Source organism: Dictyoglomus sp. (assembly GCA_025060475.1).
GTDB lineage: Bacteria > Dictyoglomota > Dictyoglomia > Dictyoglomales > Dictyoglomaceae > NZ13-RE01.
Map to the genome: position 1 here is coordinate 78379 of JANXBZ010000007.1, position 25089 is coordinate 103467.

Below are 25089 nucleotides of genomic sequence, written 5' to 3' on the forward strand. Positions count from 1 at the left end.
TATACTATTTTAGTAGGAAATCAAGATTAAAGTTTTTTAAAATTTCCCTTTCAACTTCTTTTAGAACAAGATCTCTATTTTCATAAGTCAATTGATAAATCTTTCCATATTTTTTAAAGATATTCACGAAATCTCTATGTAAAGAAGCAATAATATTTTTATCCCTTTCTAGATATTCCAATATTCTTTTCTTAAATTTCTCAGAATAAAATTCCATTCTTCCTATTTCGTCAAGAATAAATATATCTCCTTCTTGATAAAAAATTTGTTCAATTATTTCCTCAAATTTATCTATATTTAGATAATACTTACCAAATTTATAGGGCGTAATTTTGTAAATAGATGCGAAATTATATCTTTCATTGGTTTTAAGATTAATAAAATCAAATCCAATTCTATTCTTTCCTTCTCTTACCTCTTCAGTAATAAACCCAAAAGTTGTCAATCCTATATCTCTGCAGAATCTATCAATTTTCTTAAGTAAAGTAGTCTTTCCTACACCAGGTTGTCCTGTTATAAAAATTTTCATATTTCTCTAAATTTCTTATAAATTAGTACTCTTTACTTAATATTAAATTTATGATAACTTATTAAGCTAAATGGGAACAATAATAAATAGTATAGCAGTATTTATTGGTAGTATTATTGGTTTAATATTAAAAGAACGTTTCTCAGAAAGTATGAGAAAACTACTCATGGATGCCCTCGGATTAGTCTGTATTCCTCTAGGACTGCAGATGACCTTAAAGGGAGAAAAGTTCTTACATCTTGTATTTAGCCTTGTTCTTGGTGGAATATTGGGAGAATTAATTAGGCTGGATGATATTTTTAAAAAAATATCAAATAAAGTAGAAGAAAAATTCAGCAGAGAAAAGGGAGACTTTGCAAAAGGATTTTTAACAGCAAGCCTTCTTTATTGTATTGGTCCCATGACAATTATGGGATCTATTCAGGATGGACTAGGACAAACTCCTACAATTTTGCTAACAAAATCCCTTTTGGATGGAACCGCATCCATTGCTCTCGCATCTGCTTTGGGTATCGGTGTTGCTTTTTCTTCTCTTTCTGTTCTTTTTGTACAAGGCTTTATTACTCTTTTGGCACATTATATTAGTCCAATCCTTACCAATTTAGTAGTTCAAGAAATGTCTGCTGTTGGAGGAATTTTAGTTCTCGGTATAGCTTTAAATTTATTAGAAATAAAAAATATTAAAGTTGCAAACCTTCTCCCCTCTTTAATCTTTATAATTTTACTTTTAAAAATTTTTCCTTAGAAACCTAAATTTTCATTTACTAAGATAACAAAAAAAGGAGTTCTTGAGGGTGGAGCATTTAAAATTGTAATAACCCTACACATTTTATTAGGTGACTTACATTCTTCTTCACAATAGCCCAAATCTGCACAGGGAACATTTAAATTTAATCTTTTTGCATTTAAAGGAGCAGTAATATTTTTTATACGCCATAAAGCAGTTTCTAAATTAATGACAACTTTATTTCTTCCTACTACAACAATAACCTGTTTTGGTCCAAAAATTTGTGCAGAAACTCTATTTCCTATACCATCTATATTCACTAATTCTCCGGAAAGTGTAACAGCATTGACACTTGATAAAAATACATCGGACAATAATTCTTTTTTCCTTATTTCTAGATCTTCTTCAAGGCTTAACCCCTCTTTCCAGTGATGGTATATAGTATATCCTCTTTTTTCCAGTTCTTCTATTATTCCAATTTGCCTTATGGTTACACTTCCACCAATACCAATAACTGCTTCTTTAGGAATAATTTCTAATATTTTATTTTTTGCAGAATCTTTATCAGGAACCAAAAAAGTATTAAATCCTCTTTCTTTCAAGAACTTCTCAACTCTCATTAACCTTTTCTCTTCTAACCAATTTTCTAATTCCTTCATCTTCTCACCTCTACTCCCATTCTATAGTCGCTGGAGGCTTATTAGAAATATCATAAACAACTCTATTAACACCAGAAACTTCATTAGTAATTCTTGTGGAAACTTTTTCTAAGATTTCATAAGGAACTTTTACCCATTGAGCAGTCATTCCATCTTCACTTTCTACAATTCTAATAGCAATAGTATATTCATAAGATCTTTGATCTCCTTTTATTCCTACCGTTTTAATAGGAATAAGTACTGCAAAAGATTGCCAAATATTTTCGTAATCTTTCCATTTCTTAAGTTCTTCTTGTAAAATAAAATCTGCAGATCTTAATATCTCTAATCTTTCCCTTGTAACATCTCCAATTATTCTTACCGCTAATCCAGGTCCTGGAAAGGGTTGTCTCTTAATAAAAAACTCAGGAAGACCTAACTTTTTCGCAATTACTCTTACCTCATCTTTAAATAAATATCTAAAAGGCTCTAATATTTCAAAATTTAGTTTCTCTGGAAGTCCTCCCACATTATGATGAGATTTTATTTTTGAAGGTTTTCCTGTAGAAGAGTGGGCACTTTCAATAACATCAGGATAAAGAGTACCTTGAGCTAGATAATGAAAAGGTCCTAACTCTTTTGCTTTTTCTTCAAAGATATTTATAAATTCATGTCCAATAATTTTTCTTTTTTCCTCTGGATCTTTTATTCCCTTCAATTTATCTAAAAATCTATCTTCACAATTCAATACAACAAGATTAACTCCTAAGTTTTTAAGAGCTTTTTCTACCTCCTCTTTTTCTCCCTTTCTTAATAGGCCATGATCTACGAAGATTGCTGTTAGCTTATCTCCTATAGCTTTTTGAAGAAATACTGCTAATGTAGATGAATCTATACCTCCACTTACAGCTAAAAGAACTTTTTTATCCCCTACCCTTTCTTTTATTTCTTCTATTTTTTCCTCTATAAACCTATCTAGATTCCAATTTTCTTTTGCTTTACAGATCTTAAATACAAAATTCTTCAAAATTTCTTTACCCTTCTTTGTATGACTTACTTCTGGGTGAAATTGTAAAGCATAAAAGGGGAAATCTTGAGATTCAGCAGATGCAATAAAATTATTTTCAGTATAAGCTAAGGGAATAAATCCTTCAGGAAGAACTTCGACCACATCTTGATGGCTCATCCAAACAATTTCTTCTTCCTCTAAACCTTCCAGAAGAAGTGACCTTTTTACAATTCTTATTTTTGTTAATCCAAATTCTCCCTTTTCTCCCTTCCTCACCTTTCCCCCAAAAATTTTTGTTAATAATTGAAAACCAAAACAAATTCCTAAAATTGGAACTCCCATTTTAAAAATTTCCAAATCTATATCAAGATCTATGTCATATACACTTTGAGGTCCCCCTGATAGAATTATTCCCTCAACTTTATTCTTTTCTAAATCCTCTCTTTTAACATTTGGGGGAAAAATAAGGGAATATACATTAATCTCCCTTAACCTTCTTGCAATCAATTGTGTATATTGAGATCCAAAGTCAATAACACAAAACATTTTTAAAGACTCCTTTAAATTGTGATAGAATATTATACAAGATCCTAAGAAAAGGGGGAATGGATAAATGGAAGAAAGAAAATGTAGAAATTGTAAATTCTTTCAACCAAACCCCTCGGATCCAAATAAAGGAATGTGCTTTGGCATTCCAGTAAAAGCAGAAGGATCTTGTCCTCAATTTGTTCCTAAGTCTTAAATTCAATTTTTTCAAGATTAAATTTAACATTATCTACTAAGTATTTAAAAAAATCTTCTCCTCCTATCAAATAAATGGAGAGAGTATAGGGTCTATAGTTTAAATATTTTAAAGATTCTTTTACAAGTAATAAACTTCTAATTATAACCCCAAAAATAAAGAGAATTTTATATTCAATAAAATCTCTTTTTTTATGCAATTCATCTTCTGCTTTTTCCTTCTTTAAATTAAGTTCTGAAAGAATTCTTGATCTTTCCTCAATCAGATTTTTTAAAACCTCCAAAAGTATTTTTGGAAAATCAATTTTTAATAAAAAACTTATACTATTCTTTATTTTTCCAAAATATTTTTGAATTTTTTCTTTTTCATAAAGAGTTTTTGGCATATAACCCTTTTCAATCAGCAATATTGTCGCTAAATGGAAATACTCTCCTTGCTCTGTATGTGGAAAAATCCTTAAAATGTTTTCTAATATTGAAACCTTTTCCCTCCAAGAATTAGCAAGCTCTCTACCATTTATTTCCTCGCCAAGGTAAATAGAAAGAAATTTTGGAAGTCTAAAAATATAATCCTTCAAGGAATTTAAGTTATCTAGAGTATTTAACCTAATTCTTAACAAAAAACTTTGAGGAACATTAATATTCCTCTTCTTCAGCTCTCCTAGAAAATAATCTACCATTGGAGAATATTTTGACCCTGATTCTGGGACGGCTAAAATTTTTGGGGGTTTTCTCATCTCTGCCATAAAAGGACCAGCTTTTCCAATTAAGGCAAAACCATAAGGAAAATTATTAGAAGCAATTAGTACTTTTATAAATTTTTGAGCATTATCTAAGGTCTGGTTTAAAATAAAAGTATTAGATGCACAATGAGGAGAAAAAAGTCTTATATAAGTTTCTTTCTCTCCATTTTTTATTTCGATACTACATCGAGTTAGAATATTTCTTTTCAATTCATCTTTAGAAAATACTTCAATAAAGAATGGAGGATAGAACAAGTCGTTTTTTATACTTAATCTTTTCAAATGTAATTTTGATTTATTTAATGCCATATTATAAGAATCTACAAAGATTTTAGGATATTTTAAACAAAGATCAAAAAAATAATAGTTTTCTTCATCTATATTGTTTGACAAAATTTTCAACATTTGAGAAGTAGTTGTAAATTCTAAATTCAAAAAATTAGAATATACATCTTCTATGATTTTTTTAGCTATATACTTTTGAATATCAACCAAGGAGATAGTTTTTTGTTTTTTTAATAATTCTTCAAACCAAATTTTTATTTTTCTTGCTCTTTTTAATATTTCTTTTCTTTTATCTTTATTTTTTACTTGTCTCAAACATCCCCGCACAGAAAGATAGAAAAGTTTTTTAATTAAATCTAACATATTAGAATCATCTATGTATATACTGGATAAACTTATTTCTTCTGAATATCGGGGAACTATTCCATACCATCCAAGAGATTTCGAGAAAAGATAATATATTTCTGAAGATGGATATTTTTTAAAATATTCTTTTAAAATATCTTTATTAGCACAAGGTCCTTGATGGGTTATTTCTGATATTCTCTCATAATTCCATGAAAAACCCAAAGACTCTAAGGCTCTTTTAAAGTTTTCATCCTTATCAAGAATTTCTCTATATTCTTTCCATCTATCTGCTAGCCAAGATAAACAAAAATTTAAATCTTTATATTCTTTAGGCTCTATAGGAACAGCATAAAATAATCCATAAGAAACGTCTTGATTAATGTAAACCGCTCCAGTTATTTTTTGAGCATAATCTTCCGTTATTGTGAATCTTTGATTGTCCTTATAAAGGGAGATCAACCTTTGATCTCCAGTGCCTAATTTTTCATCATGAATAAAGGGATAAAAAAGAATTTCATCTTTGAGAAAAATCTTTAAAGCAATATCTGTAATAAGACCATCCCATAAAATATTTTGATCTCCTTTATAAACTTTACTTATACCATTTTCCTTTAAAATTCTAGGTAAGTCATAAGAAGAAAAATAAATCTTATAGGTTATAAAATTTTCATCTTCTCTTATTTTTTCTCTACAAGTTTCTATCATAAGCTCTCCTAAATATCTAAATTCCTGACAAATTTTGCCCTTTCTTCAATGAAGGCTCTTCTTTCTTCTACATTATTTCCCATCAATACAGAAAATATTCTTTCCGCCTCTAAAGCATCCTCAATGGTTACTTGTAATAGAACTCTTTTTTGAGGATCCATCGTTGTCTCTCTTAACTGTTCAGGATCCATTTCTCCTAAACCCTTATATCTTTGAATATATACATTGTCAGGATAATTCCATTCCTTTAAAATTTGTTCTTTTTCTTCTTCACTATATGCATATCTCTCTTCTTTCCCTTTCTTTAAAAGATAAAGCGGAGGTTGAGCAATATATACATATCCACCCTCAATAAGAGGTCTTAGATGTCTATAAAAAAAGGTTAAAAGAAGAGTTCTTATATGGGCACCATCTACATCAGCATCAGTCATAATTATAATTTTGTGATATCTTAATTTTGATAGATCAAAATCTTGACCAATACCTGTTCCAAGAGATGAAATTATTGCTTTTATTTCTTCACTAGAAAGAATCCTCGAAAGATGTTGAGCTTTTTCTACATTTAAAATTTTTCCCTTTAATGGAAGAATAGCCTGATATCTTCTATCTCTTCCTTGCTTTGCGGAGCCACCCGCAGATTCCCCCTCTACTATAAAAAGCTCACAAAGCCTTGGATCTTTTTCCGAACAATCCGCCAATTTTCCAGGAAGAAGGGTTGATTCTAAAAGTCCTTTTCTTCTTACTAATTCTCTTGCTTTTCTTGCCGCTTGTCTTGCTCTATATGCTTCGATAACTTTATTAAGAATTAATTTTCCTTTCTCTGGATTTTCAGAGAAAAATCTAGTTAACTCCTCTTCTGTCACAGTTTCGACAAACTTTCTTACTTCTGAATTTCCAAGTTTTGTTTTTGTTTGTCCTTCAAATTGAGGTTCTGGTATTTTTGTATTTATTATTACTACTAATCCTTCTCTAACATCTTCCCCAGATAAAGATTCTTCTTCCTTCCACAAATTCCAATTTCTCGCAAAATTATTAGCAACTTTTGTCAAAGCAGTTCTAAATCCTGAAACATGAGTTCCTCCCTCAATAGTATGAATACCATTAACATAAGATAATAAAAGTTCATCATATCCCGTATTATATTGGAATACAACTTCTAAAACTAAATTATTTTCTTCTCTTTTAAAATAAAATGGTTCATGCAAAACTTCCTTACCTTTAGAAAGGTATTCAATAAATTCTAATAATCCTCCTTCGAAATGGAAAATATTTTTTCTACTTGAAGATTCATCTATTAGCTCAATAGTTACCTCTTTATTGAGAAAAGCAAGTTCCCTTAGTCTATTAGCTATAATATCATAATCAAATTTTACAGTCTCAAATATAGAGGAGTCAGGATAAAAAAGAATTTTTGTTCCTGTTTCGGAAGTTTTTCCAATTATTTTTATATCGCTTTTAGGCTTACCTCTTTCATAAACTTGATAATAAATATTACCATCCCTTTTTACTTCAACTTCAAGTCGTGATGACAAGGCATTTACTACAGAAAGTCCAACTCCATGAAGTCCTCCACTTATTTTATATATGGAATTAGAGAATTTACCTCCCGCATGTAAAGTGGTCAATACAACTTCTAAGGCAGATTTCTTTGCTTGAGGATGAATTTCTACAGGAATTCCCCTTCCATTGTCTTGGACAATAACTCCTCCATCTTTTCTTAAAATGACTAATATATAATTACAAAACCCAGACAATACCTCATCAATACTATTATCAACTAATTCAAATACCAAATGATGGAGGCCCCGAATTCCAGTATCACCTATATACATACCTGGTCTTTTTCTAACTGCCTCTGTTCCTTCAAGAATCTGAATACTTTCAGCAGTATAACTATCTTTTTTTACCACCATACTTTCCTCCCTTTTGTAGAACTAACAAACTTTTAAGATAGTTTTTAAAAATATCTTTAAGTTCTTCGTCTTTAATAACAGCAACTATTTTAGCAACTCTTTCTTCTTCTCGCAAAGAGAGTTTTATTTTAGGTTTTTCATAATTTTTTTTAAACTTTTTGAAAGATGAGCCTTTATCTAAAAATATAATATCTTTTATAACGGGATATTTTAGAAAACTATTCAAATCCTCCAGAATTTTCGGTTTTAAAAGATTTAATTCTTGAGCCCATACACTACTATCTACATAAACGTATATAATTCCATTTTTAACAAATTTAGGATAGGTATGAGAAGCTAAGGTTTCTCCAACAATTTTTGCCCAATTCTCGAGGGCAAGATATTCACAGATGTTTTTTTCTAATTTTAATCTTGAAAAAACTTCCCAAAGTTTCTCAGAAATTAAGTTAGGCATGATAATAAACTTCTCCATCAATTATTTCAAAAAAAGGAAATTTTTTTAATATTTCCATATTATAAGAAGAAGTAATAAAAACTTGAAAATCTTTTATAGAATTCCATACTATCTTTTGTTTTTCATCATCCAGCTCTGAGAATAAATCATCAATCAATAAAATAGCTTTTTCTTTTCTTTTTTCCGAAAGGAGTCTTAACTCTGAGAGCTTCCAAATTAAAAAAGCCATTTTTCTTTCTCCTCCAGAACCGAAATTTTTTAAATCATATCTTTCTCCATTCTTTGTCCAATAAAAAACTATATCATCTCTATGAGGACCTATAGTAGTGTATTTTTTATTTAAGTCATTTTTTTGAGAATTTATAAGACTCTTTTCAAAAGATTCTTTAATTTTTTTCTCACTATAATCGTCTAAAGGAAAACTAATTTTATACTCAATTTCCAACACATTCTCTCCTAAAAGTTCATTACTTACATCCTTTATATATTTCTCCATTTCTTTTAAAGTAATTAACCTATGCCATAAAATATTACTTCCTTTTTCTATAAGTATTTTATTCCATGCCTCTAAATCTCTATTATCTTGGGAATTCCTAAGTAATAAATTTCTTTGATATAAAGCCTTTTGATACTCAATTAAAGTTTTGTTATAAGAATAAAATAATGTTGATATAAATCTGTCCAACAAAAACCTTCTTTTTGCAGGCTCTTCTTTTATTCTTAAAACCTCTTCTTGAGTAAAAAGAACCAAAGGAAAAAGGTATGTTAACTCTCTTTGCTTCTTAACAATTTTTTGATTAATTTTCATTTTTTTATCTCCATAAATACTTAAGGCAGATTCTAATAAAATACTCTGTCCTTGCCAAAAGACATTACCTTTTATATATAAAAATTCCTCTTTCCATCTAATTAATTCTTTTTCCAAAAAAGTTCTAAAAGATCTTCCAGTAAAAAGAAAATATATTGACTCTAATAAATTTGTCTTACCTTGAGCATTTTTCCCATGAATAATATTTACTTGTAAAAAATTCAGCTCTATATTCTTAAGATTTCTAAAGTTAATTACTTTAAGTTTTTCTAAAAACAATTATTTTCTATACACCACCTTATAAGAACTTCCATTAATCTCTATAATATCTCCATCCTTTAAAACTTTATGTCTACGAATTTCCCTTTCTCCATTTACCTTAACTTTTCCAGAAATAATAAGCATTTTAGCTTGTCCACCTGTTTCTACAATACGAGCCCACTTTAGAAATTTATTTAATGTAATAGTTGGAGTATATATTTCAATTTCTTTTATATTCATAATCTTACAGGCATTAAAACATATATATAACTTTCATCTTCAGGAATTTTAATAAGTGCAGGACCTAAATTTGAAGTAAATCTCAGTTCTATTTCCTCAGAATCTAAATTTTCTAGAGGTTCAATAAGATATTCCACATTAAATCCAATTTCTAAACTCTCCTCACCTTTCAAAATTTCTGCAGGAATAACTTCTCTTCCTGCACCCCTTTCTGAAGTCAATGAAGAAAGAACAACCTCCTGAGAAGAAATAGTAATTTTTACCGTATTTGTTTGATCTGCAGAAGCTAAAACCTCCATTCTTTCTAAAACATCTAATAAGTCTTCTCTGTTACATCTAAATCCCGTTAAGAAGTCTGTAGGAATAATTTTATCATAGGAAGGAAATTGACCTTGAAGAAGCCGAGATGTGAAATACACAGATTCACATTTAAGAAGAATCTGACTATCTAAAAAGGCTACACCAATTTCTTCTGTTTTAATTTTAGAAATTATCCTTTGAAATTCCTTAAGACTTTTTGCAGGAATTATTACACTAGGAATCTCTGAGGAGCTTGATATTTTTGTCAAAGCAAGTCTATGTCCATCTACGGCTACAATATATATAAATCTATCTTTACTCTCCATCAACACTCCTGTCAGAACTTGTTTTATTTCATCTTCCGCTGCAGCAAATATAGTTTGTTTTATACCCTTTAGAAACTCTTCTCTATTTAAATAAATTTGAGGTTGAATATTTCCTAAATCTAATTTAGGAAATTCTTCAGTATTTTCTCCTTGAATTTCAACATTAGAATAACCTGCGTGAATAATAGCCCTATTTCTCTCATTTACACTAAATTCTAAAGATACTGAGGGAAGTTTGTTTACAATATCTACAAAAAGACTTCCAGGAAGACAAACTTCTCCAGGTTCTTCAACTATTACAGGCATACTTAAAGACAATCCAATTTCAAGGTTATTAGACTGAAGATAAAGGTTATCATTTTCTGCTTTAAGATAGACATAAGTAAGAATAGGTAAAGTAGTCTTTGTAGCAATAGCAGTTTTTACTATTTGTAAAGCATCACTTAAATCTTCTTGTTGAGTAATAAACTTCATCTTCTATCCTCCTTCCAATCTTTTTCTCAATAAATTATAACTTTTATTTGACAAAAAAACAAAGTCTTATTATAATGTTTAATGTTGAGTAGTTTAGTCAATATTTGAGGAAAAAAATATGTTTAGAGTATCGGCAAGACTAGATTGTAGTATAAGAGCATTGGTACTTTTGGGAAAGACTTATGGTAAAGAAGTTCTTTCCTTGAATAAAATAGCTGAAAAAGAAGGAATTTCTAAAGATTTTTTAGCTCAGTTGATGTTAGATTTAAAGAAAGCAAATATTGTTGAAAGCTTTAAAGGAGTTAGTGGAGGATATATTTTAAAGAAACCTCCATCAGAAATAAATCTAAAAGAAATCTTTGAAGCTATAGAAGGTCCCTTAAGTATTATTGAATGTATTCATACTTCAGAAGAAACATGTAAAATACAAAGTATTTGCTCTCCCAAAAAAGCATGGGAATATATTGAAAAGAAAATATCGGAAGCCTTGGAAAGTTTGACATTAGAGGATCTTATTATGGGAATAGAAAGAAAGGAGGAATTATTATCAATATGAAAGAGATACTGTTAGAAGCAAAAAATCTTTCGGTAAGTATAGGAGAAAAAAATATTATTCAGAAATTAAATTTTAAATTAACTCAAGGTGTACATCTTCTCTTAGGACCAAATGGCTCAGGAAAATCTACCCTTTTGGGTTCAATAATGGGATTAGAAAAATTTAAGATTTCTGGAGAAATTCTTTGGAAAGGAGAAAATATTACAAATTTATCCCCTGATAAAAGATTTAAAAAGGGAATATTTTTAGCCTATCAGTTACCGCCAGTAGTAAGAGGAGTTCGATTGATGGATATTCTAAAGAAAATTTTAAATATTAACCCTAAAGCTGATCTACCAAAAGAAATTTATAAATATTTAGAAGATTTAGAACTTGATGAATCTTTCCTTGAGAGAGAAGTAAATCATGGTTTTTCTGGTGGTGAAAGAAAAAAAAGTGAGATTCTTCAAGTGTTATTAGCAAAACCTGAATTAGCTCTTTTAGATGAGCCTGATTCAGGAGTAGATATAGATTCTTTAAAATTGATAGGGAAAATAATTCAAAAGATTTCAGAGAAAAGTAATTTACTTATTGTATCTCACAATCTCAAGATTTTAGACTATGTAAATCCCGATTCTGTATTAGTCTTAATTGATGGTAAGTTTATTTATAGTGACGGAATAGAGATTATTCATATTATTGAAGAAAGAGGATATGATTTTGTAAGGAGGAAATTGTATGTTGAAAACTTATCTCTTGGAAATTAGAAATAAAGCTTTAAAAGCTAAAGATAAAATATCTCCTTTAGGACCCGACATTAACTTGGAGAGCTTTTTTAAAGAAATTAAAGAGAAGCCTATTGAAGATTTATCTCAGTTACCTTATGAGATTATCGAAAATATACAATACTCTGGTATATCTCCGAAAGAAGAAGAAAGAGCAGGCACCTTTTTTCAAATAGATCACAGTGTGATCTATGAGAAAATAAATAAAATTTATCAGGGAAAATTGGAAATAAGTTCTATCGAAGAAGCATTAAATAAATATGAATGGTTGGAGAATTATTATGGAAGATTGATTTCTCCGGATACTGATAAATATACTGCTTGGGCCGAATTAAGACCGACAGGAGGTTATTTTATCCATGTGTATCCAAATCAAAAAATAATAACTCCTATACAATCCTGTCTCTACATAAAAGAAGGAAATATAAGCCAAAATGTTCACAATTTAATTATTGTAGAAGAGGGAGCAGAAGTTTTTGTCACAACTGGATGTTTAACCCATTTAAAGAATGAACCTGGAGTCCATATTGGAATATCGGAGTTCTTTGTAAAAAAAGGAGGAAAGTTATTTTTTACAATGATTCATAATTGGTCTGAAGAATTTCACGTAAGGCCAAGAACAGCAGTTAAGATAGAGGATGGAGGTATTTTTATCAATAATTATATTTCCCTAAAACCTGTAAAATCAATTCAGAGTTTTCCCACTGCTTATGTGGGAAAAAACGGGATTGCAAGATTTTATAGTATTATATATGGAAAAAAGAATTCCTATATAGATTTAGGGGCAAAAATAATTTTAGAAGAGGAAGGAGCTCGTGGAGAAATAGTATCAAGAATTATTGCGGATGAATCTTCTGATATTTATAGTAGAGGTGAAATTATTGGCAAAAAGGAAAAAACAAAGGGACATTTAGATTGCAAGGGAATACTATTGAAATCTACCGCAAGAATTTCTGCTATTCCCATACTTATCGCTGAAAATCCTGAAAGCGAATTATCTCATGAAGCTGCAATAGGACCAATCGCAGAAGAAGAAATTGAATATTTAACTACACGTGGATTCGAAAGAGACGAGGCAATCTCGACTATAACTCGAGGCTTTTTAAACTTAGATATTCCTGGTCTTCCAAAGGTAGCGAAAGAACAAATAAGTTACGCCATAGCTCAACTTGAAAAGGGAGGATTATAAATTAATTTCCCCTACTCCGTTTGCTGTTTCTAAAATCAAAATTTCAGGAGAAAATCCAAATCTCAATCTATAAGCCTCTTCAATTTTTTGACACCATAAGTTAAGCATTTTCGAAAAAACGAGGTTTATGGTGGAACCACCAAATCCTCCTCCTGTCATTCTTGAAGTAAAAGCATAATATTCATGAGCTTTTTCAAAAAGAAAGTCTAATTCCTCACAAGTAACTTCATAAAGATATCTTAAACTGTTATGAGATTCTACCATGTATTTATCTAATTCTTCCCATTTGTTTTCTTTTAATGCCTTTACAAAATTAAGAACCCTTTGATTTTCTCTATAAACATGTTCCACTCTTCTTTTTAAAGGATCAGGCAAAACTTTTTGTGATAAGCTAAAACCTTCTTCATCTAAGTCTCTTAGAGAATTAATAGGAAGATAATTTCTTAAAATTTCTAAGGCTTTTTCCCCCTCTTCTCTTCTCTTTGTATATCCTTCTCCTGCAATTGAATGTTTCACCTTTGTATCCACTATTACTAATTCTAAATCTTTACTCTTTATATCAAAGGGAATATATTCATATTCTAAGTTTCTTGTGTCTAGTAGAAGAGCATGATCTTTTTTTCCAAAAGCTGATATAAATTGATCCATAATACCACATCTTGCTCCTACAAATTCATTTTCAGCTTTTTGAGATAATTTGACAATATCTATTAAATTTAAAGGAAGTTGAAAATATTCTTTTAATCCAAAAGCAACAGAAACTTCGTAAGCTGCAGAGCTTGACAATCCTGCACCCATTGGAATTTCACTATAAATATATCCATCAAACCCCGGTATCTCTCCTACCTTCTCTATTATTTCTTTTATGACTCCTAGTAAATAATTACTCCATGGATATTTGTAACTATATTCAATATTATTTAATTCAAATTGAAAAGCTTGAGAAAAATTTTCAGAATATATCTTGACTCTTTTTGTGTTATTTTCTCTTAAAAAGAAATAAAAATATCTATTTATTGCACAGGGGAGAACATATCCAAGATGGTAATCTGTATGCTCTCCAATAAGATTCACCCTTCCAGGAGCCCTAACTCCTCTAACTTTCTCAAGACTACCGAAAAATTCTTTTAAATTATTATTCATTCTCTAAACCTCCTTATGCTTTCCCTTATAAGTTCTGCAGAGTCCTCGGGAGCTAATGGGTTTATAAAGGTTCCTGATCCTGATTCCACGCTAGCAAGATATTTAATTTTATCCTTATCTCTATGAAGGGAATAAAATTCAATATGAAAATGATAAAAGGGATATTCACCTTTAGAAGGTTTTTGATGTAAAACCATCATATAGGAAAAATTGAATCCATATACATTATCATAAGCTTTAACAATTTTTTGTATAATCTCTGCTAAATACATTTTTTCTTCATAATTCATTTCAGGAAGAGAACCTAAATGTCTATTGGAATATATATGAAGTTCAAAAGGGTATTTACCATAAAAAGGAGAAAAGGCAGTGAAATATTTGTTCTCATAGACTAACCTTTTCTTTTCGTTTTTCTCCTTTTCTAATATGGAGCAAAAAAGACATTTTCCTTTTTTATTGTAATATTCCATTGAAGAATTGATTTCTTTCTCAATTATTGGTGGAATAAAAGGGAAAGCATAGATTTGACCATGAGGATGGTGAAGACTTACTCCTACTATTTCTCCTCTATTTTCAAAAATAAGCACATAATTTATAAAATCTAAAGCACTTAGATCTTTAAATCTATCTTCCCAAACCAATACTAACTTCTCCACTTGCTCTAAGGGCATGCGAGATACTGAAGAGTCATGCTCCATAGAATACAAAACTACTTCGCATACACCCTGTCCACCTTTTAGTTTATAAATCTCATCTTCAAAAGGAATAACATCAAAAACCTCTTTAGTTAAAGAAGGAAATCTATTTTCAAAAACCAATAGATCGTAAGGTTTTGGAACTTCAACTCCACCATAACATAATGGACATTTTTCCCTTGGAGGAAGCACTGGTCTTTCTTGAACTTTTCCTGCAACAATAACCCATTCTTTCAAAAAAGGATGCCATCTTAACTCACTACTCATCTTTCCTTTCTCCTTCCAATTCAAAATCATAATAGTACATTAATCTTCCATCTTCTTTTTTTTCTGTTCTCTTTATCATTTTCCATTTTCTCATAGAAAAAATCCCTCCTTATTTGCCATATTTTTTTATCAAATTAATAGCTTCCTTTTCTGTCCAAGCTATTAACTCTAATAAATCTTCTTCTCCTTCTATTTCATTCTTTCCCTTCCAATTCTCCATTACTTTAATTATTAATGGAACAATCTGAGAAAATTTTATATTTCCTTTTAAAAACTGAGAAACAAAAATCTCATCAGAAATAGCAAGAATAGCAGGAAAAATATCTCCCTTTTTAACTACTTCATATAAATATTTAATAATAGGGAACTGATCATCAACAGGATAAAAATCTAATCTCATATCTCTTAAATCAAGCTTTTGCCATTTATAATTTATCCTTTCTGGATAGAAGAGGGCATATTGAATGGCAAATTTCATATCTGTTGGAGAAAGATAGGCTATAAGCGAGCCATCAATAAGTTCAATAATTCCATGAACAATACTTTGGGGATGAATAAGAACATCAATCTTTTCATAGGGAAGGTTAAAAAGATAATGGGCTTCTACAATTTCTAAAGCTTTGTTTACAAGATTTGCAGAATCAATAGTAGTTTTCTTTCCCATTCTCCATCGGGGATGATTTAAAACTTCCTCTAGTTCTACATTTTCAATATATTTTTTTTCTTTTCCAAAAAAGGGACCACCTGAAGCAGTTAGTATAATTCTTTCAATCTCCCCTTTTCTGTCGGAAAGAAGCTGAAAAATAGCACTATGTTCGCTATCTATAGGAATTATTTCAGAATTAGAATTTTTAAGCCACTCTTTAAAGAATTTTCCACAAGTAACTATTACTTCCTTGGTCGCTAAAGCAATTTTTTTATTACTTAAGATAGCCTTTTTTGTAGGATAAATTGCTTCAAGTCCAGATATAGCTATTATAACTAAATCTATATCTTCTAAACTTGCTAAGAATTCTATCCCTTCCCTTCCAAACAGAATAGTAGGATTATAGGAAAAAGAGGGAATTTCTATGTTAGAATTATAAACTGCTAAATAGGGAGGTCTAAATTCTTCTGCCAATTCTTTTAACGTTAAAATATTTTCTTTAACTGCTATCCCAACTATAGCAAACTTATCTCTATGTTCTCTTATTACTTCAATAGTTTGTAAACCTATGGAACCTGAAGCTCCTAATATTACTACTCTCTTCATAATCTTAACAAGGATAGGAAGTAGTAAACTGTTGGTATAGCAAAAAGAAGACTATCAAATCTATCTAATACTCCTCCATGGCCAGGAAGAAGAGAGGATGTATCCTTTACTCCAATTTCCCTCTTTAACATTGATTCTACAAGATCTCCTAACTGTCCCATAATACCTACAGTAATTCCCAAAATTAGAGTAAATAAAGGTCTCCAAGAATATAGAAAAGAAAAAATTAAAGAAGATAAACCAGAGAAAAAGATTCCTGCTATTGTTCCCTCAATAGTTTTCTTAGGACTTATAGATGGAGCCAAAGGATGTTTTCCTATAGTTTTTCCCACAAAAAATGCAGAGGTATCAGAAACCCAAACTAAAATAAAAGTAAAGTAACAAAACTTCTCACCCTGAGGTAAACTTCTCAACATTAAAAGATATCCCAATAAAAAAGGGATGTAAAAAAAACCCAAAAAGGTTAGAGAAAGATCAGTAATTGTCCTCTTTTTACTAAAAAGTTCATATATAAGTAATACTAAGATTAATAAAGGCAAAAAGATTATTAAAGCTCTTCGAGAGCCAAAATAGATAAAAGTGATATAAAGAAGTCCTAAAATTATTCCCTCTAATTTTAAAGGTTCAAACTTATATTTCTCTAAAAGAGTATAAAATTCCCATAATCCAAATCCTACTAATACCATTACAAAAATAAATAATACCTGATCTCCTATATGAATAGTCCAGAGAATGAGAGGAATTCCCCAAAGTCCCGTGATTATCCTCTCTAACACCTAAAGTCCTCCAAAACGTCTTCTTCTCTGTGCATATTCTATACACGCTTCTTTTAAATCCTCTTCATTAAAATCTGGCCAATATTTATTGGTAAACCATAGTTCTGTGTAGGCTAACTGCCAAAGAAGAAAGTTACTTATTCTATATTCTCCACTGGTTCTAATTAGAAGATCTGGGTCAGGAAGATCATGAGTTGAAAGATAATTACTAAAATTTTCTATATTGATATCATCTAAAAAAATTTTCTCATTAATTACATCATGGATGATTTTTTTACACGCAGAAATAATATCCCATCTTCCTCCGTAATTTAAGGCAACTGTAAGTACTCCTCTATCCCCACTTTTTGTCTCGTCAATCACTCTTTCAATCCTTTTCTGAAGATAATCTGGAATAGCAGTTATGTCTCCTATAACTTTTAACTTAATATTATTTTTAATAAGCTTATATTTAAATCTATCAATACTTTCATCTAAAATCCTCATGAGACCCTCAACTTCATCCCTAGGTCTCTTCCAATTCTCTGTAGAAAAAGCAAAAAAGGTTAAGTAAGGAATACCCCATTTAAAACCTACCTCTGAAATTCTTTCTACAACTAAAGCTCCTTCTCTGTGTCCCATAATTCTAGGAAGTCCTTTCTTTTGAGCCCACCTTCCGTTTCCATCCATTATAAAAGCGATATGTTTTGGGAGTTTATCCTTGGGAATTTCTATATCCATTATTTTCTTTCTTGATAATTCTCATAGGATAGAACAAAGAACCATTTTCCATTTTCAAATTTTTCCATTATAACTCGCAAATCTCCAAAGGACTCTTGAGATAAGAAAGGATAATCCAAATCGAGAATCACATTATCTTCTGATAGAAATTTGAAAACATCCTTTATCTTCCATCCTAAAAAGCTTTTCATAACTAAACTTCCATAATTTCTTTTTCTTTAATATCTAATAACTTGTCTATTTCTCCAATATATTTATTTGTTAATTTTTGAAGTTCATCCTGAAGCCTATGAAATTCATCTTCCGAAATTTTACCTTCTTGTTTTTCTTTTTTAAAAACCTCCAAATAATCTCTTCTTATATTTCTTATAGCTACTCTCCCATTTTCTGCTTCTTTATGGGCAATTTTAACAAGTTCCCTTCTTCTCTCTTCTGATAAAGGTGGAAAATTAACTCGAATTACTTGCCCATCACTCTGAGGGGTTAATCCAAGATTTGATTTTAAGATCGCTTTCTCGATCTCAGAAAGAACACTTTTATCCCAAGGCTGAATTAATACAGTTCTTCCATCTCCTATTTTTAAAGAAGCAACTTGACTTAATGGCATCATGTTGCCATAGTAATTTACTTTAATCTCATCAAAAAGACCAATAGATGGTTTTCCCGTTCTAATACCTTGAAATTCTCTTTTTACCGCTTCTATAGTTTTTTTCATTTTCTCTTCTATTTCTTTAAAGCTTTCTTTACCCATATTTTCCCCCCCATTCTTTATAAGCTAAGGACCAATATATGTCCCTATTTTTTCTCCCATAATTATTCTCTTTAGATTTCCCTTTTCAGACATTGAAAAAACTATTATAGGAATTTTATTTTCCATGGATAGGGAAACAGCGGTAGCATCTAAAGCCTCTAATCTTAGTTTAAGAAAATCAAGAGCATTTATAGTATCAAATTTTTTAGCATTAGGATTTACAAATGGATCTTCGGTGTATACACCATCAACTTTTGTTTCTTTTAAAATTACTTCCGCCTTAATTTCTGAAGCTCTTAGAACTGCTGCAGTATCTGTAGTAAAAAAGGGATTTCCTGTTCCTGCTGCAAAAATTACTATTCTTCCCTTTTCTAAATGCCTTATTGCTCTTCTACGTATAAAGGGTTCTGCAATTTGTCTCATTTCTATTGCAGTTTGAACTCTTGTATTTACACCCAATCTTTCTAAAGCATCTTGAAGAGCCAAAGCATTTATTACTGTTGCTAACATTCCCATATAATCAGCAGTAGCTCTATCTATACCCAAATCCTTACTCTCTCTCCCTCTAAAAATATTTCCTCCACCCACTACTATCCCTATTTCTACTCCTAATTCATAAACTTCCTTTATATCTTGAGCTATTTGATTAACCTTTATAGGATCTAAACCAAAACCTGAAGGACCACTAAAAATTTCTCCTGAAAGTTTCAATAGAATTCTTTTAAATCTCGGTGAAACCATAACTTATTCTTCCTCTCCTACCACATATCTTACAAATCTTCTTATTACAATATTTTCACCTAACTTTGAAATAGCTTCTGTTAATAAATCCTTCACTTTAATTTCAGGATTTTTTACAAAAGGCTGTTCCAATAAACAAACTTCTTCAAAAAATTTTTCAAGTCTTCCATTAACTATCTTTTCAATAACATGAGAAGGTTTATTTCCTTCTTTTTCTAATTGAGTCATATAGATATTTTTTTCTCTTTCTAGAACCTCTTTAGGTACATCTTCTTTACTTATATATAAAGGATTCATTCCTGCAATTTGTAAACATAGGTCCTTCGCTAGATTTTTAAATTCATCAGTTCTCGCAACAAAATCTGTTTCACAGTTGAGTTCCAATAGAACTCCAAGTTTTGATCCCGTATGAATATATGCTTCAATAATTCCTTCCTTTGCAACTCTCGTAGACTTTTTCGCAGCCTTTACTATTCCCCTTTCTCTTAGGATTAAGATTGCCTTTTCCATATCACCATTAGCTTCCTCAAGGGCACGTTTTGCATCCATAACTCCCGCACCCGTTTTTTCTCTTAATTCTCTAATCATTTCCAAAGAAACTTCCATTTTTTAAACCTCCCTATCCAACTTCAGTTTCCTTCTCTTGTAATTCTAATTCCTTTTCTCGTAAATCTCTTCCTTCAATAATTGCATCCGCTATCTTTGAAACAATTAATTTTACAGCTCTTATAGCATCATCATTTCCTGGAATAGGATAATCAATTACTTCTGGATCACAGTTAGTATCTACAATAGCAACAATTGGTATGTTTAACCTTCTTGCCTCTTTAACTGCAATCTCTTCTCTTTTTGGATCCACAATAAATACCACATCAGGAAGAGTTTCTATTCCCCTTAAGCCATCAAAAAGCTTAACTAATTTTTCTAATTCCCTTTCATATCTTAAAGCTTCTTTCTTGGGGAGCTTTTCAAATTTTCCATTGTTTTTCATTTCTTCTAAACGAATCATATAATCAATCCGAGATTTTATAGTAGAAAAATTAGTTAACATACCACCAAGCCATCTTTGAGTTACATAAAAGGCTCCACATCTTTTTGCTTCTTCCTCTATACTTTGCTGGGCTTGTTTTTTTGTTCCTATAAACAAGAAGGTTTTACCATCTTTTGCTTGTTCCTTTACAAACTCATATGCTTCTTCCAGTTTTACTAAGGTTTTTTGAAGGTCGATAATATGTATACCATTTCTTTCGGAAAAAATATACTCCTTCATTTTAGGACACCATCGTTTCGTCTGGTGCCCGAAATGTACTCCTGCCTCTAATAATTGTTTCATTAGTATATGAGCCATTTGCACCTCCATTAAAATTTGGTTTTTTTCCACCCCTCTCTTCTTCTTCTCTTAGAACTTTCTCTAAAAAGAAAGCACCCCTAAGAGAATCAGAGAGGGTGTGTTATAATTCGAAAAGAAGTATATCACGAAGAATATTTAATTACAAGTACTTTTATGATATACTTAACTAAAATTCTCAAAAAACTTAAAAAATTGAAAACAGAAAAGAGTTCTTTTTTTATAGTATTAATTTGGTTAAAAGATAAAGAAAGTAACATAAAAGAGAATATCCCTATCCTAGCTGTTGGGAATGCCAGAGAAATCTTACTTCTCTGTCAAAAGCTTCTATCTCCCAAAACAACCCTTTTAGAATTTTTTCAAAATTACAAAAAAACCGCAGAGTCTTTTGGATATGAAACTAAGTCCTTAGAAATTTTAGATTTTTTAAAATTACTCGAAAAGATGAAGATAATAGAAATTTATGAGCTCCCAAAGGAAATTTTTCTAGAATAAAATTTGCTATTTTAAAAATTTTTAGGTATACTATTATTCAATAAAAGTTAAATTAGAGAATATAATACAGTAAGCTTAAGAAAGCAAGTTTAAAAGTGGGTTTTCCCACTTTTTCTTTTTAATTATGAAGGAACAAATAAGGATGGAAATTATAAAAAAGGTCAAAGAAATTGCAGAACCTATTCTTGAAAAAGAAGGAATAGAGCTTGTAGATATTGAATATCAAAGAGAAAAAAAAGGATGGGTTCTAAGGTTTTATATACATAAGCCTGGAGGAGTTTCTGTAGAAGATTGTGCTTTAATTAGTGAAAAAATAGGAAGGGAATTGGATTTTTATGATCCAATTCCTCATTCTTATACTCTTGAGGTTTCTTCTCCAGGATTAGATAGACCTTTAACTAAAATAAGTGATTTTAAGAGAAATATTGGTGAAAAAGTAATAATATTTCTCAAAGAAAGTTATGAAGGAGAAAAGAATATACAAGGAAAAATTTTAGGAATAGAAAATAATGAAGTAATCTTAGAAAGAAAGAAAGAAGTTATAAATATTCCTATCGAAAAAATTCATTATGGCAAATTAATTGTAGAATTCTAGGGAGGGAAACTTATGAAATTAGGGGAAGACTTCTGGGTAGTTTTAGAACAAATAATAAAAGAAAAGAAAATAAATAAAGAGACAATAATTGAGGCTCTAAGAAGAGCTCTTCTTTCTGCTTTTAAAAAAGCATATGGAACAAGCAAAGGAGCAAGAGTGGAGATTGATCTTGCTAATCAAGAGATAAAAATTTATGTAACAAAAAAAGTTGTCGAAAAAGTTAAAGATCCAATAGCAGAGATGTCTTTAGAAGAAAGCAGAGTTATTAATGAAAATTCTCAACAAGGAGACGAGGTAGAGATAGAAGTAGAGCCTCAAGAATTTGGAAGAATTGCAGTTCAAGTAGCAAAGCAAGTAATAATTCAAAGTTTAAAAGAGGCAGAAAGAAAAGTTCTTTATGAAAAGTATAAAACAAAAGAAGGAGAGATTATAAGTGGCTCTATTTTAAGGGTAGAAAGAGGAAACGTGTACGTAAGACTTCCAGATATAGAAGCAATTTTACCATATAAAGAACAAATACCTACGGAAAATTATTGGATAGGAAGAAGAATTAGAGCTTATTTATTAGAAGTTCAGAAGACAACAAAAGAGCCTCTTATTATTCTATCTAGGAGTCATCCTGGATTTTTAAAAAGACTTCTAGAATTAGAAGTTCCTGAAATAAAGGAGGGAATAATAGAGATCATTAATGTTGTAAGAGATCCTGGGATTAGAGCAAAAGTAGCAGTACATTCTACTTATCCTGAAATTGATCCTATAGGTGCTTGTATTGGGTATAAAGGAGTTAGAATCCAAAATATAGTTAATGAGCTAAATGGAGAAAAGATTGACCTAATTCAGTGGAGTAAAGATCCAGCAGAGTTTATTGCAAGAAGCCTCAGCCCTGCTAAACCAATAAGAGTTGAACTAAAAGAGGATGAAAAAAAAGCATTAGTTATTGTTCCTCCTGAACAATTATCTCTTGCGATAGGTAAAGATGGACAGAATGTAAGACTTGCAGTAAGACTTACATCTTGGAAGATAGATGTGAGAACAGAATCTTCAGAAAGAGTAGAAAATAAGGCTATTATTAAAGAATGAGTAGTAGAAGACATATTCCTATTAGAACATGTATAGGATGTGAAGAAAAAAAGCCTAAAAGAGAAATGATTAGAATTGTAAGGCAAAATGAGGATATTTTTATTGATCCGACAGGAAAGGCTTCGGGAAGAGGAGCATATATATGCGTAAATTTAGACTGTCTAGAAAAAGCCATAAAGAAAAAAGCTTTGTCTTATGCATTAAGATGTTTTATATCTCCAGAAATATTGGAAATTTTAAAGAGAGATTTACAACAAGAAATATTAAAACGGGGGGAGAAAAATGAGAAAAAGAATTTATGAGTTAAGTAAAGAATTAGGAATAGAAAGTAAAGAATTATTAAAAATTCTTTCAGATTTAGGGGTAAATATTAAATCAGCTTTAAATATAATTGATGAAGAAACTGAGGAGATAATAAAAGATTTATTAAAAAAGGAAGAAACCCCTATTTCTCCCCCTAAAACAGAGATAAAGGAGAAGAAAGAGGAAGTAATAGAAAAAGTTGAAAAAAAAGAAAAAGTTTTAAGAATCTCTGGAGCTCTAACTGTAAGAGAAATCGCAGAGCTTTTAAATATTCCTTCAACTAAATTAATTTTAGAGCTTATGGAAATGAAAATTATGGCAAATATTAATCAACTTCTGGAACCCGATATTATTAAAAAAATAGGTGAAAAATTTGGATATAAAGTAGAAGAAACAAAAATCAAAGAAATTCAAAAGAAAAAAGAATTAACTCCTGAAGAACTGCAAAGATTGAAGCCTAGACCTCCTGTGGTAGTTGTTATGGGACATGTGGACCATGGAAAGACAACTCTATTAGATGCTATAAGACAGACAAATGTTGCAGATAAAGAGTTTGGCGGTATCACCCAACATATTGGAGCATCAGTAGTAGAACATCAAGGAAAAAAAATAGTTTTTTTAGACACACCAGGACATGAAGCCTTTACGGCATTGAGAGCACGAGGAGCTCAGGTTACAGATATTGCTGTTTTAGTTGTTGCTGCAGATGATGGCGTAATGCCACAAACTATCGAGGCTATTAACCATGCAAGAGCAGCTAATGTTCCCATAATCGTTGCTATAAATAAAATTGATAAACCTGAAGCAAACCCAGAAAGAGTTAAACAACAACTTTCAGAATTAGGCTTGATCCCAGAAGAATGGGGTGGAGATACTATAATGATTCCTGTATCCGCTAAAAGAAAACAAGGAATTGAAAATCTCTTAGAGATGATTTTATTAGTAGCAGATATACATGAGTTAAGAGCAGATCCAGAAGCAATTCCTAAAGGAGTTATTATTGAAACTAGAATAGATAAAGGGAGAGGTCCCGTAGGAACTGTAATTGTCCAAGAAGGAACATTAAAGATTGGACAATATTTTATTGCGGGTGAAGTAAAAGGTAAAATAAGAACAATGTTTGATGATAAGAATCGTCCTCTTAAAGAAGCTCCACCATCTCAACCAGTAGAAGTTTCAGGTTTTGAAGAACTTCCTCAAGCAGGAGATATATTGCAGGTAGTAAGAGATGAAAAAGAAGCGGAAGAAATTCTAGAAGAGAAAAAGAAAAGAAAAGAAAGTTCTACTTTCGAAATTGTGGGTTTAGGAGAAAAAATTCTTCCTATAATAATAAAAGCAGATACTCAAGGATCTTTAGAAGCTATTTTACAAACTATAGGTAAAATGGATACCGAAGAGATTACTATTAAAGTAATCCATTCAGGAATTGGAAGTATAACAGAAAGTGATGTTATGCTTGCTTCTGCCTCAAAAGCATTAATTATTGGTTTTAATGTAAGACCAGATAATAAAGGTAATGAAGCTTTATCTCGAGAGAGAGTTCAAGCAAAAACATATAGAATAATATATGAAATAATAGATGATCTAAATAATATTATAAGAGGATTTAAGAAACCTGAGATTAAGGAAGTTATTATTGGAAGAGCAGAAGTAAAAGCTACTTTTAACATTCCAAGAGTCGGGACTGTAGCAGGTGTTTACGTAAGAGAAGGAAAAATACAGAGAAATGCAAAAGTAAGGCTTTTAAGAGATGGAAAAATCGTCTACGATGGAAAAATAGCGTCTTTAAAAAGATTTAAAGAAGATGTCACTGAAGTTTTAACAAATTTTGAGTGTGGTGTTGGGTTAGAAAACTTTGGAGATATAAAGCCAGGGGATCAATTAGAGATTTACATATTACAAACTCAATAAGC

29 protein-coding genes are annotated in these 25089 nt (G+C 30.5%); 10 read left to right on the top strand and 19 right to left on the bottom strand.

Annotated elements, in window-relative coordinates:
• Window positions 1–4 precede the first annotated feature (4 nt).
• On the bottom strand, window positions 5–529 hold the full coding sequence (locus NZ841_05060; GenBank protein MCS7202126.1) for an NTPase: 525 nt from the start codon (window positions 527–529) through the stop codon (window positions 5–7).
• 70 nt (window positions 530–599) lie between these two features.
• On the opposite strand from NZ841_05060, the gene NZ841_05065 reads away from it, so the two are divergent.
• The gene (locus NZ841_05065) at window positions 600–1274 is read left to right on the top strand and encodes a DUF554 domain-containing protein (protein MCS7202127.1); all 675 of its coding nucleotides are present in this window, start codon (window positions 600–602) and stop codon (window positions 1272–1274) included.
• On the opposite strand, the gene NZ841_05070 is transcribed toward NZ841_05065, so the two are convergent.
• Together NZ841_05070 and guaA are read right to left on the bottom strand one after the other, a co-directional pair.
• Window positions 1271–1915, bottom strand: a complete 645-nt coding sequence (locus NZ841_05070) for a lactate utilization protein (GenBank protein ID MCS7202128.1) — start codon at window positions 1913–1915, stop codon at window positions 1271–1273. The genes NZ841_05065 and NZ841_05070 overlap by 4 nt on opposite strands.
• A gap of 10 nt (window positions 1916–1925) precedes the next feature.
• Window positions 1926–3449 (bottom strand): glutamine-hydrolyzing GMP synthase, encoded by a 1524-nt coding sequence (guaA, locus tag NZ841_05075; protein ID MCS7202129.1) that lies wholly within the window; start codon window positions 3447–3449, stop codon window positions 1926–1928.
• Between the two features lie 67 nt (window positions 3450–3516).
• Between guaA and NZ841_05080 the strand changes: the two genes are divergently transcribed.
• Window positions 3517–3645 carry a hypothetical protein gene (locus tag NZ841_05080; protein ID MCS7202130.1) on the top strand — a complete coding sequence of 43 codons (129 nt, stop codon included), beginning with the start codon at window positions 3517–3519 and terminating at the stop codon, window positions 3643–3645.
• Here NZ841_05080 and NZ841_05085 read toward each other — a convergent pair.
• Genes NZ841_05085 through dnaN form a run of 6 tightly spaced genes read right to left on the bottom strand, consistent with a single transcriptional unit; the run spans window position 3635 to window position 10501 of the window.
• Entirely contained in the window at window positions 3635–5725 is a 2091-nt protein-coding gene (locus tag NZ841_05085) for a hypothetical protein (protein MCS7202131.1), read from the bottom strand. The two genes, NZ841_05080 and NZ841_05085, sit on opposite strands and share 11 nt — an antisense overlap.
• Window positions 5726–5733: 8 nt before the next feature.
• Window positions 5734–7638, bottom strand: coding sequence for a DNA topoisomerase (ATP-hydrolyzing) subunit B (gene gyrB, locus NZ841_05090; protein MCS7202132.1), 1905 nt, complete (start codon window positions 7636–7638; stop codon window positions 5734–5736).
• Window positions 7619–8092: a DUF721 domain-containing protein gene (locus NZ841_05095; GenBank protein ID MCS7202133.1), complete on the bottom strand. Its 474-nt coding sequence runs from the start codon at window positions 8090–8092 to the stop codon at window positions 7619–7621. Before NZ841_05095 ends, gyrB begins: the two co-directional genes overlap by 20 nt.
• Window positions 8085–9179 carry a DNA replication and repair protein RecF gene (recF, locus tag NZ841_05100; protein ID MCS7202134.1) on the bottom strand — a complete coding sequence of 365 codons (1095 nt, stop codon included), beginning with the start codon at window positions 9177–9179 and terminating at the stop codon, window positions 8085–8087. Before recF ends, NZ841_05095 begins: the two co-directional genes overlap by 8 nt.
• Window positions 9180–9401: an RNA-binding S4 domain-containing protein gene (locus tag NZ841_05105; protein ID MCS7202135.1), complete on the bottom strand. Its 222-nt coding sequence runs from the start codon at window positions 9399–9401 to the stop codon at window positions 9180–9182. It lies immediately after the preceding gene.
• Window positions 9398–10501: a DNA polymerase III subunit beta gene (gene dnaN, locus NZ841_05110; protein MCS7202136.1), complete on the bottom strand. Its 1104-nt coding sequence runs from the start codon at window positions 10499–10501 to the stop codon at window positions 9398–9400. The genes NZ841_05105 and dnaN overlap by 4 nt, the downstream gene beginning before the upstream one ends.
• Before the next feature lie 118 nt (window positions 10502–10619).
• Between dnaN and NZ841_05115 the strand changes: the two genes are divergently transcribed.
• The 3 genes from NZ841_05115 to NZ841_05125 are packed head-to-tail and all read left to right on the top strand — an operon-like array spanning window position 10620 to window position 13010.
• Window positions 10620–11057: an Rrf2 family transcriptional regulator gene (locus NZ841_05115; protein MCS7202137.1), complete on the top strand. Its 438-nt coding sequence runs from the start codon at window positions 10620–10622 to the stop codon at window positions 11055–11057.
• Window positions 11054–11803, top strand: coding sequence for a Fe-S cluster assembly ATPase SufC (gene sufC / locus NZ841_05120; GenBank protein ID MCS7202138.1), 750 nt, complete (start codon window positions 11054–11056; stop codon window positions 11801–11803). Before NZ841_05115 ends, sufC begins: the two co-directional genes overlap by 4 nt.
• Window positions 11775–13010 carry a SufD family Fe-S cluster assembly protein gene (locus NZ841_05125; GenBank protein MCS7202139.1) on the top strand — a complete coding sequence of 412 codons (1236 nt, stop codon included), beginning with the start codon at window positions 11775–11777 and terminating at the stop codon, window positions 13008–13010. Before sufC ends, NZ841_05125 begins: the two co-directional genes overlap by 29 nt.
• Here NZ841_05125 and galK read toward each other — a convergent pair.
• The 10 genes from galK to rpsB all read right to left on the bottom strand — a co-directional run bounded on the left by galK (window position 13005) and on the right by rpsB (window position 20703).
• The gene (gene galK / locus NZ841_05130) at window positions 13005–14153 is read right to left on the bottom strand and encodes a galactokinase (protein MCS7202140.1); all 1149 of its coding nucleotides are present in this window, start codon (window positions 14151–14153) and stop codon (window positions 13005–13007) included. The genes NZ841_05125 and galK overlap by 6 nt on opposite strands.
• Entirely contained in the window at window positions 14150–15115 is a 966-nt protein-coding gene (gene galT / locus NZ841_05135; GenBank protein MCS7202141.1) for a galactose-1-phosphate uridylyltransferase, read from the bottom strand. Before galT ends, galK begins: the two co-directional genes overlap by 4 nt.
• 109 nt (window positions 15116–15224) lie before the next feature.
• Complete coding sequence (gene dxr, locus NZ841_05140; GenBank protein ID MCS7202142.1) at window positions 15225–16367, bottom strand: 1-deoxy-D-xylulose-5-phosphate reductoisomerase; 1143 nt, start codon at window positions 16365–16367, stop codon at window positions 15225–15227.
• Window positions 16364–17143 (bottom strand): phosphatidate cytidylyltransferase, encoded by a 780-nt coding sequence (locus tag NZ841_05145; GenBank protein MCS7202143.1) that lies wholly within the window; start codon window positions 17141–17143, stop codon window positions 16364–16366. Before NZ841_05145 ends, dxr begins: the two co-directional genes overlap by 4 nt.
• A complete protein-coding gene (locus tag NZ841_05150; protein ID MCS7202144.1) occupies window positions 17144–17863 on the bottom strand; it encodes an isoprenyl transferase in 720 nt (239 codons plus the stop codon).
• Window positions 17863–18054, bottom strand: a complete 192-nt coding sequence (locus NZ841_05155; protein ID MCS7202145.1) for a hypothetical protein — start codon at window positions 18052–18054, stop codon at window positions 17863–17865. The genes NZ841_05150 and NZ841_05155 overlap by 1 nt, the downstream gene beginning before the upstream one ends.
• A gap of 2 nt (window positions 18055–18056) precedes the next feature.
• Window positions 18057–18614, bottom strand: coding sequence for a ribosome recycling factor (gene frr, locus NZ841_05160; GenBank protein ID MCS7202146.1), 558 nt, complete (start codon window positions 18612–18614; stop codon window positions 18057–18059).
• A gap of 24 nt (window positions 18615–18638) precedes the next feature.
• On the bottom strand, window positions 18639–19355 hold the full coding sequence (gene pyrH, locus NZ841_05165; protein ID MCS7202147.1) for a UMP kinase: 717 nt from the start codon (window positions 19353–19355) through the stop codon (window positions 18639–18641).
• A 3-nt stretch (window positions 19356–19358) separates the two neighbouring features.
• Window positions 19359–19961, bottom strand: coding sequence for a translation elongation factor Ts (gene tsf, locus NZ841_05170; protein ID MCS7202148.1), 603 nt, complete (start codon window positions 19959–19961; stop codon window positions 19359–19361).
• A 13-nt stretch (window positions 19962–19974) separates the two neighbouring features.
• On the bottom strand, window positions 19975–20703 hold the full coding sequence (gene rpsB, locus NZ841_05175; protein MCS7202149.1) for a 30S ribosomal protein S2: 729 nt from the start codon (window positions 20701–20703) through the stop codon (window positions 19975–19977).
• Between the two features lie 156 nt (window positions 20704–20859).
• On the opposite strand from rpsB, the gene NZ841_05180 reads away from it, so the two are divergent.
• The 5 genes from NZ841_05180 (at window position 20860) to infB (ending at window position 25087) form a co-directional block, all read left to right on the top strand.
• Window positions 20860–21198, top strand: coding sequence for a hypothetical protein (locus NZ841_05180; protein ID MCS7202150.1), 339 nt, complete (start codon window positions 20860–20862; stop codon window positions 21196–21198).
• A gap of 142 nt (window positions 21199–21340) precedes the next feature.
• The gene (locus NZ841_05185; protein MCS7202151.1) at window positions 21341–21793 is read left to right on the top strand and encodes a ribosome maturation factor RimP; all 453 of its coding nucleotides are present in this window, start codon (window positions 21341–21343) and stop codon (window positions 21791–21793) included.
• A 12-nt stretch (window positions 21794–21805) separates the two neighbouring features.
• Window positions 21806–22873: a transcription termination factor NusA gene (nusA, locus tag NZ841_05190; protein MCS7202152.1), complete on the top strand. Its 1068-nt coding sequence runs from the start codon at window positions 21806–21808 to the stop codon at window positions 22871–22873.
• Window positions 22870–23175 (top strand): YlxR family protein, encoded by a 306-nt coding sequence (locus tag NZ841_05195; GenBank protein ID MCS7202153.1) that lies wholly within the window; start codon window positions 22870–22872, stop codon window positions 23173–23175. The genes nusA and NZ841_05195 overlap by 4 nt, the downstream gene beginning before the upstream one ends.
• On the top strand, window positions 23156–25087 hold the full coding sequence (gene infB / locus NZ841_05200) for a translation initiation factor IF-2 (protein MCS7202154.1): 1932 nt from the start codon (window positions 23156–23158) through the stop codon (window positions 25085–25087). The genes NZ841_05195 and infB overlap by 20 nt, the downstream gene beginning before the upstream one ends.
• Window positions 25088–25089 lie beyond the last annotated feature (2 nt).